Consider the following 13209-nt stretch of genomic DNA (forward strand, 5'->3'; position numbering starts at 1 on the left):
CCGGCACCGGCAGCGTGACGATCTGCATGTTGACCTTCTGCAACCGGTCCACGAACGGGACGATCACGGTGAACCCCGGCCCACGCACATTCGACGAGAGCCGCCCGAGCCGGAACACCACACCCCGCTCGTACTGTTTGACGACCCGCGCCGCAGCCGTCACGTACAGCACTCCGGCGGACGCGACAGCGACTCCCGCCGTCACCAGCTCCTCGACCATGCCGGCCCCCCAGGGTCCGAAGTGGGCGTACGCAGGGGAGACTTGCCGCACTGCGGGCACTTCTCGTTCTGCCGATACTTCCCGTACTTCTTCCTGTCCTCCGAAGGTAACTCCGTCGGGCGGGCAAGGGCGAGCCCCCGCACGCGAGTTGCGTACGGGGGCTCTCCTGCTGCTGCCGGCTGCAGGTCAGGCCGTGCGGAAAACGATGATGCCGTGGGCTGCCCTAGAAGACGCTGACGCCATAGGCGCTCAGGGCCTCCGTGACGGGCTGGAAGAAGGTCGTACCACCGGAGGAGCAGTTGCCGCTGCCGCCCGAGGTCAGACCGTAGGCGACGCCGCCGTTGGAGTAGAGCGGGCCACCGGAGTCGCCGGGCTGGGCGCAGACCGTGGTCTGGATCATGCCGTAGACGACGTCGCCGCCGCCGTAGTTGACAGTCGCGTTCAACGCGGTGACCCGGCCGCTGTGCGTGCCGGTGGTGGAGCCGCGACGGTAGACGGTGGTGCCCACGGACGGGGTGGCGGCGCTGGTGATGTCGACGCTGCCGACGGTGCCCGAGATCGAGCTCACGGGGTAGCTGCTCGCGTACCTGACGATCCCGTAGTCGTTCGTCGGGAAGCTGGAGCCCGAGGTCGCGCCGAGCAGTGTCGTACGGCCTGAGTTGGACCACCAGTTGCCCGCGCCATCGGTGCAGTGACCGGCGGTCAGGAAGTAGTAGGTGGAGCCGCTGCGGACGTTGAAGCCCAGGGAGCAGCGCCAGCTACTCGCATAGATTGCGTCGCCGCCGGAGATCAGTTTGCTGAACTTGCCCGGGGTCTTCTTGATGGTGATGGCGTCGGCGGTGGTGCCCGCCTGGCGCTTGATCTTCGCGATCTCCGCTTTGGAGACCGTACTGTCGACGGTGACGACGAGACGGTTCGCCTTGGCGTCGACCGCCCAGGCGGTGCCCGGGATGTCGGCCTTGAGCACCGAGCCGCTCGCCTTGCTGAGCTGGGCGGCACTGAAGGTGGTGACGTCCGCGGCGGTCGCATTGGGGATCGCGACGGCGGCAGCGGCCACAAGTCCGGTACTGACGGCGATCAGCCGGGTCCGTCTCGTGATGCCACTGCGGGGGGTGGTGCGCTTGATCCTCACTTGTCGTTCCTCCACATGGGAAGTCGGGGGCCCGCGTGGGGTCGGGGCCCGTGAGGCGCAGTCGGAGCCGTTATGCCCGGATTCCGGACATGCCGTGACCCTGACAAGCGCTGGGTGGGAGTATTCGACCGTTCGACCGGCCGACGCAAGGGCGCCTTTCGGCCTCACGTTGTTCAACCCCCGTACAGCCCGCAGGGGTTGATCAAGGAACCACGGTGTTCTGACGAAGGTCGCGCTCCCCTGCGGCTATGGCGACACCCAGCGTATTCCCGGGCGGCGGAAAGGGGCAGACGAAGTGGTCGGCGAACGCACACGGTGGGAGCAGGGCCCGGTCGAAGTCCACCGTTGTGCGCCCCTCGGCGTCCGGGGCCGCAGGACGCGGGAACCGGAAGCGGTAACTGCCGTCGCCGCTGGTCGAGTCGGCGAAGACAGCCCACAACGTGCCGTCCTCCTCGACGGTCACGCGCAGCGTCTGCTCCTGCCCGTCGAGCGAGAAAGTCAGTCCGCCGCCGAGCCCGAGCCCGCACTCCCGGCCGTCCGCGTTCGCGACGCGCACGGTCCGCCGCCCGTCGTACGGCGCGAACCGACCGGGCACCGACCAGCGTGGGTTGTACGGGGTCGCCTCCACACCCCTGAACGCCGTGCGCGCCTTCGCGTCGGGGTCGAAGTCGCGCACACCCCAGCTACTCTCGCGCACCAGTACGACCAGGCGTCTCTCGCCGAGACCGACCCGCGCCGCGCCCGCCGGGCCCTGGTCCGCGGTCAGCCGGATCTCCCCGGCGAAGGGCCCGCCGTCGAGCGTCAGCCCGTCCGCGGCGCCGGCGGCCAGGGCGACCGCGTCGCCGTCGGCCGTCCACCGTCCGGGGATGGCCGGAAGTCGACCGTCCGGAAAGTCCTTGAGCCAGTGCGTACCGACGAGTGCGAGGGGCCCGTAGGGCGCCGACACCGTCTCGACGCGCCGTTCGTGCCACTTCTGCCACGCCTCGGCTCCGGCCGCCGTCATGAACCCACTCCAGAACCCACGCCAGCTCACTCCCGGGAACCCACCGTGCGCCGCCTTCGGCACACGCCCCGGACCACGCGTTCTGTGCGCGGCCCGTACACAACCTGTATGTCATCTTTGTCAGTACGGCGCTCAGTCAGCCCGTCCATCCGGGTTCGCCCAGCCCGAGGTGTGAGCGCAACGTGGCCCCCGCGTCCTGCGTACGGAACGCGCCACGTTCCTGGGGCAGCGTCTCGACCCGGTCCAGCGAGGGCGCCGAGGTGAGCCGGCCGGCCGGATCGGGCACGGTGGAGGCGACCAGCACCTCCCGCTCCGCCCGGTCCGCGGCGGCGCACTTCTCCTCGAAGTCCGTCCAGGCGCCGTTGGTGCGCTCGGGGGTGAACAGCCGGCGGTAGAGGGCGAACCCCAACTCCTTCTCCACCAGCGGCCATACGTCCCGCCGGAAGTCGAAGCCGTCCGGCCGCGCGAGCAGGGCGTCCGCCTCGCCCTGCCCGAAGAACCGTGGCAGGGGCGGCCGTTCACCGGTCCAGTCGTAGCCGATCTTCGAGTGGTACGGCACCCCGCGTCGGGAGCCTACGTACAGGACGGGTTCCCGCCCCGACGGCCGGTAGACCAACTCCACTCGCCATCGTCTTCACAGCTCCCGCCGCGCCCCTCCGTGAGGAGCACCATCAGGTCGACGAAGGCGAGCCCGAAACCCCGCACGAGGACGGGCTTTCCGGGCCGTAGCGCGGACAGGTCGCTGTCGGCGGTGAAGTCGGGCGGCAGATGAACCAGTCCGCTGGCCTGCGCGCAGGCGGCCAACTCGCTCCGCTCGTCGTCGAGTTCGGCATCGAGATGCCCGAGCGTCAGTACGACGAGGTCGGCGAGCAGCGGCCGGGCGTGCCCTTCCAGCCACCCCTGCTGGCGCCCCTCGCGCGGCCCGCCGACCCGCAGGGCGCGCCCGACGTGGTGCTGGACACGGATGCCGGGCGCCAGAACGGCCAGGCACCTCGCACCTGGACGACGGCAGAACGCTGGCCGGCCAGGAGGTCGACTTCGCGGACGCCGTCGCCAAGGTGCTCGGCATCGAGCTGAAGCAGGAGTCGGCCGGCTCCGAGGCGATCCTGCCCGCGTTGGACAGCGGCGAGTACGACTTCGGGGCGAGCAACTTCGGCGTCACGGACGAGCGCCGCAGGACGATCGACTTCGTCGCCTACCTCAACGACGGCCAGGGCTTCGCCAGGCGCGCGGACAGCGAGCTGACGAAGATCACGGACCTTGCCCAGCTGTGCGGCCCGAACGTGGAGACCGGCGCGGGCACGACCTTCGAGGCGACGCTGGAGGAGAACGCGCAGATTCGCCCGGACGCGGGAAAAAACGTACAAGGTGCAGACCTACAGCGAACAGGGCGCCATCCGGTCCTCGCTCCAGCAGGACCGCAGCGACATCGTGATGTCCACGATCAACGGCCTTCGATACGCGGTCACCCAGCAGAAAGGTGTGAAGTCCCTGAACGAGTTCCGCCGCCTCGACGTCGGCTTCGCCTTCAAGAAGGGCACAAAACCGGCCCCCGCTTTCCAGGCCACGGTGAACAAACTCATCACCGACGGGACGTACGACAGGATTCTCAGGACGTGGGGCACGACGGGCTCGGCGATCGCGACATCGCGGATCTCCCCTCCGGAGCTCAGGGACTGACCTGCCGTCAGGTGTGATCCGGGCCTGACTGGGCACTTGCCGACCGTGACTGAGTCTTCGTCAGGAAAGCGGGCAGGACGCCCATTCACCCATACGTCCCAACGCTCACCCATACGCCACGAAGAATCATATTTCACTCTCAGTCAGCAGTCGGACACAGTAAGACCCTTGCGGCGCGGGGCCTCTCGACGAAATGGTTGTGCACCAGTACCGTCACGAAACCCCCGCGCGGCGTCTATTCACTTGGCGCGCCATCCGCATCATGGATGACCATAGGGATGCGGAAAGCATGAGAGACCGCTGTGAGAGGAGGCGTCCATGGGATCGGTACGCAAGGCGAGTGCCTGGCTTGGCCTCGTCGACGACAACAACGATGACGAGCGTTACTACGACGACGACTACTCCGAGGGGACCGAGCAGCCCGGGGATGCCTGGGTCACGGACCCCCGGGTCAAGGTCGCAGGCGAGGTGGCCGAGGAGAAGGGCCGCCGGATCGGCACGGTCACCCCGGACAGCTTCCGGGACGCCCGCGCCATCGGCGAGCTCTTCCGGGACGGCGTTCCGGTCATCATGAACCTCACCGCCATGGAGGCCGCCGACGCCAAGCGCGTCGTCGACTTCGCCGCAGGCCTCATCTTCGGTCTGCGCGGCTCCATCGAGCGGGTGTCCAACCGCGTGTTCCTGCTGACCCCCGCCGACACGGAGATCGTCAGCGGGGAGGCCCAGCCGCACCGGGCGGACGGTTTCTTCAACCAGAGCTGAGCAAGGCAGCTCACCGGCCCCGCCGGCCGTTGTTCAGGTCAGCGGAAGGCGTCAAGTCCGGTGAGCGCCTTGCCCAGCACGAGCTGGTGCATCTCGACGGTGCCTTCGTACGTGAGCACCGACTCGAGGTTCGTCGCGTGCCGCATCACGGGGTATTCGAGCGAGATCCCGTTGGCACCGAGGATCGTCCGGGCCGTACGACAGATGTCGATGGCCTCTCGTACGTTGTTCAGTTTGCCGAAGCTGACCTGCTCGGGACGCAGGCGGCCGGCGTCCATGCGTCGCCCCAGATGGTGGGCGAGCAGAATCCCCTTGTGCAGCTCGACCGCCATGTCGGCGAGCTTGGCCTGGGTGAGCTGGAACCCGCCGATGGGCCGCCCGAACTGCTCGCGCGTCTTCGCGTAGTCGACAGCGGCCTCGAAACAGGACCGGGCCGCGCCCATGGCACCCCAGACGATCCCGTAGCGGGCGTGGGAGAGACAGCCGAGAGGGCCGCGGAGGCCGGTGGCCTCGGGCAGTACGGCATCTGCGGGCAACCTCACGTCGTCGAGCACCAGTTCGCTGGTGACGGAGGCGCGCAGTGACCACTTGTGCTTGATCTCGGGCGCCGAGAAGCCGGGGGTGTCGGTGGGGACGACAAAGCCGCGGATGCCGTCGTCGGTCTGCGCCCACACGACGGCCACGCCGGCGACGGACCCGTTGGTGATCCACATCTTCCGGCCGTTGAGCACCCAGTCGCCGCCGCTGCCGTCGCGTTTGGCGTACGTACGCATGCCGGCGGGGTCGGAGCCGTGGTCGGGCTCGGTCAGCCCGAAACAGCCGATGACGTCGCCGGAGGCCATACGCGGCAGCCAGTGCTGCTTCTGCTCCTCGCTGCCGAAACTGTGGATGGCGTACATGGCGAGCGAGCCCTGTACGGAGACGAGGGAGCGGATTCCCGAGTCGGCGGCCTCCAGCTCCAGGCAGGCGAGGCCGTACTGCACGGCCGACGCGCCGGCGCAGCCGTACCCGGTGAGCGACATCCCGAGGGCTCCGATGCCGCCCAGCTCACGGGCGAGCCCTCTGATGTCCGGCAGCTCGCCCTCCTCGAACCATCCGGCGACATGGGGCAGCACGCGGTCCGCCGCCCAGGTCCGCACGGTGTCCCTGATCGCCAGGTCCTCCGCGTCCAACTGGTCGTCGAGGCCGAGCGGGTCGGCGGGGTCGAAAGCGGGCAGCTTCGCGAACTCGGCCACGGGAGCCTCCGGCAACTTAAACTAGCACCGCTAGTGACGCGGCTGACGGTACGACGGAGTGTGCCGTACGTCCAGCCGACGTTCACCCACAGCTTTTCCCACCCCGCCAGCCCGTGCGACCCAGCCGACAGGCTCGCGTCACCCGCGGGGCGAACCCACCGTCGACGCCTGCCCGACAGCTTTTCCCACCCGCCCATCCGTGGCTGTCACCTGACGAGGTCGGCCTCTCCCGTGGGGTACCTGCCTCGTCGGCGGCGGCCGGGCCCAGCGGTCCGCCCACCCAGGACAATGGCCCACCCCGTCCGCCCGCCATCACCTTGCACCCGCACCCGCACCCGCACCCAGTGACCGGCCACCCCTCACCTTCACCCGTCACCCGTCACCCGTCACCCGCCGACGCACCCGCACCCCCACAAGAGACGTCCACCCCTTCAGATGGCCGTCACGGGTGGTGCGTGGGTAGGAGATCCGTGGGACGTTCACACCGACACACGGGACCCCGCCACCTCCCGAGGACCAGGCACCCCGGCCGGCTCAGCGGCGCCGCCCCCCTGCATTGCCCGCGGCAACCGCAACGCCATCACCGCGCCCAGCAGCAACAACCCCGCACTCACCAGCAACGTCACATGCAGCCCGTGCACGAACGCGTCCCGAGCCGCCGCCCGCAGGTCCGCACCGGGCGACCCCCCGAGCCGCCCGGCAACCTCGTACGCCTCGCCCAGTGAACGCCCCGCCGCAGCCGACGCCGACTCCGGGACCCCCGGCACCGACCCCACCCCCGGCGCGTACGCCGCGTTCATCACGCTTCCCAGGAGCGCGATCCCGATCCCCGCGCCCAGCTGGTACGACGTCTCGCCGATCGCCGCCGCCCCACCCGCCTGCGCCGCCGGAGCCTCGCTCAGCATCGATTCGTACGCCCCGAAGAGCGTCGTCTCCAGGCCGAAGCCCAACAACACGAACCCGCACAGCAACAACCCCGCGTTGTCCTCGCCGCCCATCGCCGTCAGCAGCACGACCGCCGCCGCGGTCAGGCAGAAACCGGCGCACACCATCGTCCGCGGCCCGAACGTCCGCAGCAGCCGCGCACCCGCGAGCCCGGCCGCCATCGCCGCCACCGTCAGCGGCAGCAGTCGTAGCCCCGTCTGCAACGGCGAAAGCTCCAGCACCAGTTGGAGATACTGCGCCGCGATCAGCTCAAGCCCGACGAGCGCGAGCATCGCCAGCACGATGCACCCGACGGACGTACTGAACGCGGGCCGCGCGAACATCCCCAGGTCCACCAGCGGATGCTTGCGCCGCCGCTGCCGCCGGACGAAGACAACCAGCAGCGCCACGCCCGCCACCAGCGGCACGACCGTCAGGAAGTTCCCGGCCCCTTCCCCGCCGCCCAGCCGCTTCACGCCCAGCACGACACCGAACAGCCCGCCCGCCGCCGTCAGCGCGCCGACCACGTCCCACGGGCCGTCGCCCCCCTCGCCCCGCGACTCGGGCAGCAGCAGCCGGCCGATCGGCAGGCTGACCAGCATCAGGGGGATGTTGACGAGGAAGACCGAACCCCACCAGAAGTGCTCCAGCAGAAAGCCCCCGAGCAGCGGGCCGACCGCCGCGCCCACCGCGGCCACCGCGCTCCAGACGCCGATCGCCAGCGCCCGTTCGCGCCGTTCGGGAAAGACCTGGCGCAGGATCGAGAGCGTCGCCGGCATGATCATCGCGCCGCCGACACCCAGCAGCGCCCGCGCCAGGACCAGTACCGGGGCGCTGTCGGCGAGGGCGGCCATACCGGAGGCGACGCCGAACAGCCCGTACCCGAGGAGCAGGATCCGTCTGCGGCCGACCCGGTCGCCCAGCGTGCCGAACAGGATCAGCAGCGAGGCGCAGACCAGCGGATAGATGTCGACGATCCAGAGCAGCTCCATCGCGCCGGGCCGGAGATCCTCGCTGACGGCGGGCACCGCCACGTGCAGCACGGTCGCGTCGACCGCGACGAGCAGCAGGCTCGTACAGAGGACGAGGAGGACGACCCAGCGGTTGGCACTCGCCCCGGCCGCCCGACGGCGCAGCGCAGCCGCAGCCGTGGTCGTCCCGGACATGTACGTACCTCCAAGATTCCCTCGCGTTCGACGGTCCGCGGGGTGGGGACTCCCCGGGGGCTTCGGCTTCGACCGAGGAGGAGCGGTGTCCTCGGTCCGCGCGGCGAAAAGCGAGTGGTCAGACAGCGTACGCGAGTTCGCAGCGGCGAAAAGTGGCGGACCTCTCACCCGCCCACGGAACCCGTGTGGCGTACACCACGCATCCGGCGGGCCGCCCGCCTCCGTACCCGCCCTCGTCGCGCACCCCGTCGATAATCGACCGGTGACAGACCTTGGAACCCGCCCGCTCCCCGTGCTCCCCGCGCTTCCCACGCTCCGCCGAGCGGCGCCCGCCCTCCTCGGGTACGCGGTCGTCCGGCTCCTGGGTCTGGTCGCGCTGGCGCTGTGGAGCGCGGCGCGGGACAAGAGCGCGTACACACTCCTCACCGCCCGCTGGGATTCGCTCTGGTACACCCGGGTCGCCGAACTCGGCTACGGCTATGAGGTGCGCCTCCCCAACGGCGACGTGCACTCGAACCTCGCCTTCTTCCCGCTGCTGCCCTGGCTGGAGCGGCTCCTGGCGGCGGTCACCCCGATGTCGTACGCCGACGCGGGCTTCGCGGTCGGCGCCGTAGCGTCACTCGCCGCCGCCTGGGGCATCTTCGCGGTCGCGGATCATGTGTACGACCGTCGGGTCGGCGTCTGTGCCGTGCTGCTGTGGGCGGTGCTGCCGGTCGGGATCGTCCAGTCGATGGCGTACAGCGAGTCACTGTTCACCGCCCTGGCCGCCTGGTCCCTGTACGCGGTCCTCACCGGCCGCTGGCTGACGGCGGGCACCCTGGCCCTGCTGGCGGGCCTGACCCGCCCGGTGGGACTCGCGGTGGTGGCGGCGGTGTGGGTGACGGCCATCGCCTCGTTCAGCACCTCGTCCAGTGGCTGGTCCAGTAGCTCGTTCGAACGGGACCGAAGCGCGCCCGACTCGCACGGCGCACCCGCCTGGCGGCGCGCCCTCGGCATGCTGATCGCGCCGCTCGGCGCCGCCGGCTATGTCCTGTGGGTCGGCCACCACACCGGCAAGGGCCCCCTGGGCTACCTGGACGTCCAGGCCGGCTGGCGCAACGGTTTCGACGGCGGTGCCGCGTTCGCCCGCTTCGTCGCCGACAAGTTCACGTCGTTCCCGTCGGCGCTCGCCGGGGTCGGGCTGATCGTCGGTGTGGGCCTGCTGATCTGGCTGTTCGTCCGTTGCGTACGGCAGCACCAGCCGCTGCCCCTGCTGGTGTACGCGGGCGTCGTCACCGTGCTCGCCCTGTGCGCGTCGAGCTACTTCGGCTCGAAACCACGTCTGTTGCTGCCCGCGTTCCCTCTTCTGCTGCCGCTCGCCCAGGTCCTGGCCCGGTCGCGCACCTCCAGGTCGGCGCTGGTGACGGGCGTGGTCGCGGTGGCCTCGGCGATCTACGGGGCGTTCTGGCTGAACGGCTCCGGCCCGCCCTGAGCGACCTCTCGGCGAATTCCGAACAACCACTTGGTGAACCAATTCGAAAGAGCCATTTAACAGCACGGCCGCATGATCAATGGAAATCAAGGGAAGACGGCCCGCCGAATAGGGATTCCAGGGAATTAAACATGCCTCCTGAGAGGAATCCCACATCACATCGTCATTACAAAGCCGAGGATTGGGCGGAGATCCGCGCTCACTCGCTGTAACGTCGATTGCGTGCGTACTGAAGGAAACCTCGCCCGTCTGGACCGGGTGTTCGCGAGGCTGGACCGTGAACCGGAACGGCCGACCCACATCGATGTGCCGAAGATGAGCCGGCACAGGATCGCGCTTCTTGTCGCGACCCTGGCCTTCTATCTCGCCACCGTGTGGGCCGTCGTGATCACCTCGTGGCTGGTCCGGCTCGACTGGCAGGTCATGTTCTTCCGGCCCTACCAGCAGTGGCCGGAGATCCACGCGTTCCTCGACTACTACGTGGTGCTCGGTCAGCGCGGCCCCACCGCCGTGATGATCTCGGCCTGGCTGGGCTGGCGTGCCTGGCGTCAGCACACCCTGCGCCCGCTGCTCGTGTTCGGTGCCGCGCTGCTGCTGCTCAACGTCACGGTCGGTGCCGCCAAGATCGGCATGGGCCGCCTCGGACCGCACTACGCGACCACCATCGGCTCGAACGAGATGGGAATGGGCGGGGATATATTTCCCAGCGGTCACACCGCGAACGCCGTGGTGACCTGGGGCATCCTGGCCTATCTGGCCTCGACTCCGTGGACCAGGCGCTGGCTGTCCGCGGGTTCGGCGCTGATGTCGCTCGGCGTCGGCCTCACCACGGTCTATCTGGGGACGCACTGGCTGAGCGATGTCATCCTCGGCTGGGTCGCGGGTCTGCTGGTCCTGCTGGCGCTGCCGTGGTGCGAGCCGCTGATCACTCGCGCCGAGACCTGGATCCTGGACCTGCGCGACCGCGTCCGCGCCCGTGGCCCCGGCACCGCGCCCGTCCCGGCCCGGGTCGGCTCGCCGGCGTTGCTCAAGCCGCACGCGACCGCCGAGGAAGAGGTAACGGTCCGCGAGAACACCACCCCGGCGGCCCGTTCGTCCCGGGCGCCCGCGCACGCTCCGCACCACCCCGTACATCTGGCCCCGGGCTCGCACGCGAGCCGTGCGGAGCGCAGCCCGGTCACCCCGGCCGGCAGCCGCCGCCCGCCGCACGCGGACCGCGCCCCGCACGCCGCCGGCAACCCTTCGGCCCACCCCCTGCCCGGCAGCGGCTGAGCCTCCGGCGGCGCACCGGCCGGCCTCAGCCCTTCCAGCAGCGCGTCACCCTGCCGCCGCCGACCTCGAAGTTGAGCCGCCCCGACCGGTACTCCATGGTGATGATCGCCCCGGGCGGCAGCGACCGCACCGCGGACCAGCCGCGCTCCCGGGCGCGCCGCTCGGCCTCCGCCGCGTCGAGGCCGACATAGGTGTCCGGGCTGTCCTGGGGTTCTTCGGGCCTGGGAATCGATGACATGCCCGCCACGGTAGGCGCCCACCGGCGGCCGGGGAAGCCCGGGCCCCCGGCACCACGCGTCACTCGGCCGGCCGCGGTCACGCTTCTGTCACAAGATCACGCCATTCGCTTCGCGCGACAATCATCACGCGCACGACATACACATGGCTGGTCACCCATACTTCCGACAGCCATTCGAACGTAATTCGCCTACTCTCCGTGCGCCCCCATAAACCCCGTTCGTGATCGCCGGAAGAGCAACTCGGGGACGGTGAATTTCACCGGCGCCCCCACCCCGGCGCCTTACGCGCCCCATACACGCGCCATACGTGCTGATGCCACGCGTCTCGGTCGCCGCCTCGACGACAGAACGTATAAAACACCCATGACTTCCCCACATAATCTCCGCATCACATCTTCACGGCATCCCCTCCGAACTGCTCCGCGTACGCGGCGACCGCTCCACCGCGCGAGACAACCGGTCCCGGGAGGCTTTGATCACGTCGACGAGTTCCGCGGGCTCCAGCACCTCGAACTCGAAGCCCATCAGCATGACGTGGACGACCATCACGTCGAGGCTCGCGGCCCCGGTGCGCAGCAGACAGGCCTGCTCGCCGTCCGGCTCCAGCGTCCCGGCGGAGGGCGAGATCCGCTCGGCGGCCTCCGCGAGGGGCACCAGCAGCCGCACGACGGCGTGCGCGGCGTACGCGCGCGTGGAGACACCTCGGGAGACATAGGCGGCGAGATCGTCGGCAGGGGGCGTACGCGGGGCGAAGCGCGGTCCGTGCGGCGGCTTCGGCGTGATGCGGTCCACGCGGAACGTACGCCAGTCGGCGCGGTCGACGTCCCAGGCGACCAGGTACCAGCGCCGCTCGGTGCACACCAGGCGGTGCGGTTCGACGGTACGGCGGGACACGGATCCCTCGTGTCCCCGGTACTCGAAGCGCAGCCGCTCCGTGTCCCGGCAGAGGTGGGCGAGTTCGGTGAGGACGGCCGGGTCGACGGCGGAGGGCTGCGGCCCGCGCAGCATCGGCACGGTGAAGGCGTTCAGAGCCCCGACCCGGCGGCGAAGCCGGTCGGGCAGCACCTGTTCGAGCTTGGCCAGGGCCCGTACGGAGGTCTCGCCGATGCCCTCAATGCCCTGCCCGGCGGCGGTCCGCAGCCCGACGGCCACGGCGACCGCCTCGTCGTCGTCCAGCAGCAGCGGCGGCAGCTCGGCACCGGCGCCGAGCCGGTAGCCGCCACCGGTGCCCGGACTCGCGTCCACGGGATAGCCCAGTTCGCGCAACCGGTCCACGTCCCGGCGGACGGTACGCGGGGTCACACCGAGGCGGCCGGCCAGGTCGGCGCCGGACCATTCGCGGTGTGCCTGGAGCAGCGAGAGCAGACGCAGTAGGCGTGCCGAGGTCTCCAACATGGGAGCGAGTCTGCCAGCGGTCGCGGACAGCCGCTGTCCTCAAGGGGCGAGGCCGGTAGGCGATCCGCGGTACGCCGAAGCGGTCGGCGTCCCCGTCCCCATGCGAGAACCAGCCCTGGCCGACCTTCCACCGGGCCACCGGGCCACCGACAGACACGTCCGGCACGTCCGGGAGGCTCGCCGAGCCCCTCGAAACGCACCGGAATCAGCAGACCGCCCGCTGGGTATCCGTCGCCGCGGTTCATGAAGTCGTCGACACGCGCGCGTGACGCCCGTCCGGTTTCCGCACAGGCCCGGGCGGCCTCCGTGAACCACCTGGCCGCCACCCTCCCCTCCAGCTGCCACTACGAACGCGAACCGAGCTCCTCGATGGCCTCCCGGAACTCCCGTACGGCCGCCTGTTCCGTGCCCTCGTAGTCGAAGACGAGGCCGGCGCCCTGTTCCCTCAGATCGGCCGCCTCCGCGCGGAAGTTGGGCAGCGCGAAGTCGACCTGTTCGGTGACCACGTGGTAGCCCTCGGCCTTCAGTCCCCGGACGACCAGCCGGGCGTACGCGGCCGAGGCCGCCGGGCTGTACGAGACGCCGGCGGCCGTCCGGGCGCCGTGCTCCCCCGCGAGGTACCGGTAACCGGCTGCCGCGGCACTGCCGGCAGGACGGCCGTCGTAGGACGCCGGTGCTCCCCCCGGTCCGAGGACCGGGGGGAGCACCGT

10 protein-coding genes and 3 pseudogenes are annotated in these 13209 nt (G+C 70.2%); 4 read left to right on the forward strand and 9 right to left on the reverse strand.

Annotated features, from left to right (window positions below):
* The 4 genes and pseudogenes from IEY89_RS35705 to IEY89_RS35720 all read right to left on the reverse strand — a co-directional run.
* Nucleotides 1–220: SPFH domain-containing protein (locus IEY89_RS35705; protein ID WP_268240783.1), on the reverse strand; the 220-nt coding region annotated here is incomplete at its 3' end.
* Nucleotides 221–443: 223 nt separating this feature from the next.
* A complete protein-coding gene (locus IEY89_RS35710) occupies nt 444–1352 on the reverse strand; it encodes a S1 family peptidase (RefSeq protein WP_189151700.1) in 909 nt (302 codons plus the stop codon).
* Nucleotides 1353–1554: 202 nt separating this feature from the next.
* Complete coding sequence (locus IEY89_RS35715; protein ID WP_189151701.1) at nt 1555–2355, reverse strand: DUF1684 domain-containing protein; 801 nt, start codon at nt 2353–2355, stop codon at nt 1555–1557.
* Nucleotides 2356–2593: 238 nt separating this feature from the next.
* Nucleotides 2594–3342 (reverse strand): annotated as a pseudogene (locus IEY89_RS35720) (FAD/NAD(P)-binding protein); the annotation flags it as partial.
* Between IEY89_RS35720 and IEY89_RS35725 the strand changes: the two are divergent.
* Both IEY89_RS35725 and IEY89_RS35730 read left to right on the forward strand, forming a co-directional pair.
* Nucleotides 3339–4035 (forward strand): annotated as a pseudogene (locus IEY89_RS35725) (transporter substrate-binding domain-containing protein); the annotation flags it as partial. The pseudogenes IEY89_RS35720 and IEY89_RS35725 sit on opposite strands and share 4 nt — an antisense overlap.
* Nucleotides 4036–4353: 318 nt before the next feature.
* Nucleotides 4354–4797 (forward strand): cell division protein SepF, encoded by a 444-nt coding sequence (locus tag IEY89_RS35730; protein ID WP_189151702.1) that lies wholly within the window; start codon nt 4354–4356, stop codon nt 4795–4797.
* A 38-nt stretch (nt 4798–4835) separates the two neighbouring features.
* Here IEY89_RS35730 and IEY89_RS35735 read toward each other — a convergent pair whose 3' ends face one another.
* Together IEY89_RS35735 and IEY89_RS35740 are read right to left on the reverse strand one after the other, a co-directional pair.
* A complete protein-coding gene (locus IEY89_RS35735) occupies nt 4836–6032 on the reverse strand; it encodes an acyl-CoA dehydrogenase family protein (RefSeq protein WP_189151703.1) in 1197 nt (398 codons plus the stop codon).
* Between the two features lie 479 nt (nt 6033–6511).
* Nucleotides 6512–8122: an MFS transporter gene (locus tag IEY89_RS35740; protein ID WP_189151704.1), complete on the reverse strand. Its 1611-nt coding sequence runs from the start codon at nt 8120–8122 to the stop codon at nt 6512–6514.
* A 262-nt stretch (nt 8123–8384) separates the two neighbouring features.
* Between IEY89_RS35740 and IEY89_RS35745 the strand changes: the two genes are divergently transcribed.
* Entirely contained in the window at nt 8385–9593 is a 1209-nt protein-coding gene (locus tag IEY89_RS35745) for a mannosyltransferase family protein (protein WP_189151705.1), read from the forward strand.
* A gap of 222 nt (nt 9594–9815) precedes the next feature.
* Nucleotides 9816–10865 carry a phosphatase PAP2 family protein gene (locus IEY89_RS35750; protein WP_189151706.1) on the forward strand — a complete coding sequence of 350 codons (1050 nt, stop codon included), beginning with the start codon at nt 9816–9818 and terminating at the stop codon, nt 10863–10865.
* Nucleotides 10866–10890: 25 nt separating this feature from the next.
* On the opposite strand, the gene IEY89_RS35755 is transcribed toward IEY89_RS35750, so the two are convergent.
* The 3 genes and pseudogenes from IEY89_RS35755 to IEY89_RS42240 form a co-directional block, all read right to left on the reverse strand.
* Nucleotides 10891–11103 carry an I78 family peptidase inhibitor gene (locus tag IEY89_RS35755; RefSeq protein WP_189151707.1) on the reverse strand — a complete coding sequence of 71 codons (213 nt, stop codon included), beginning with the start codon at nt 11101–11103 and terminating at the stop codon, nt 10891–10893.
* Nucleotides 11104–11500: 397 nt separating this feature from the next.
* Nucleotides 11501–12499, reverse strand: coding sequence for a helix-turn-helix transcriptional regulator (locus IEY89_RS35760; protein ID WP_189151708.1), 999 nt, complete (start codon nt 12497–12499; stop codon nt 11501–11503).
* A gap of 49 nt (nt 12500–12548) precedes the next feature.
* Nucleotides 12549–13200, reverse strand: a pseudogene (locus IEY89_RS42240) (ABC transporter substrate-binding protein); the annotation flags it as partial.
* Nucleotides 13201–13209 lie beyond the last annotated feature (9 nt).

The organism is Streptomyces lacrimifluminis (assembly GCF_014646095.1).
Classification (GTDB): domain Bacteria; phylum Actinomycetota; class Actinomycetes; order Streptomycetales; family Streptomycetaceae; genus Streptomyces; species Streptomyces lacrimifluminis.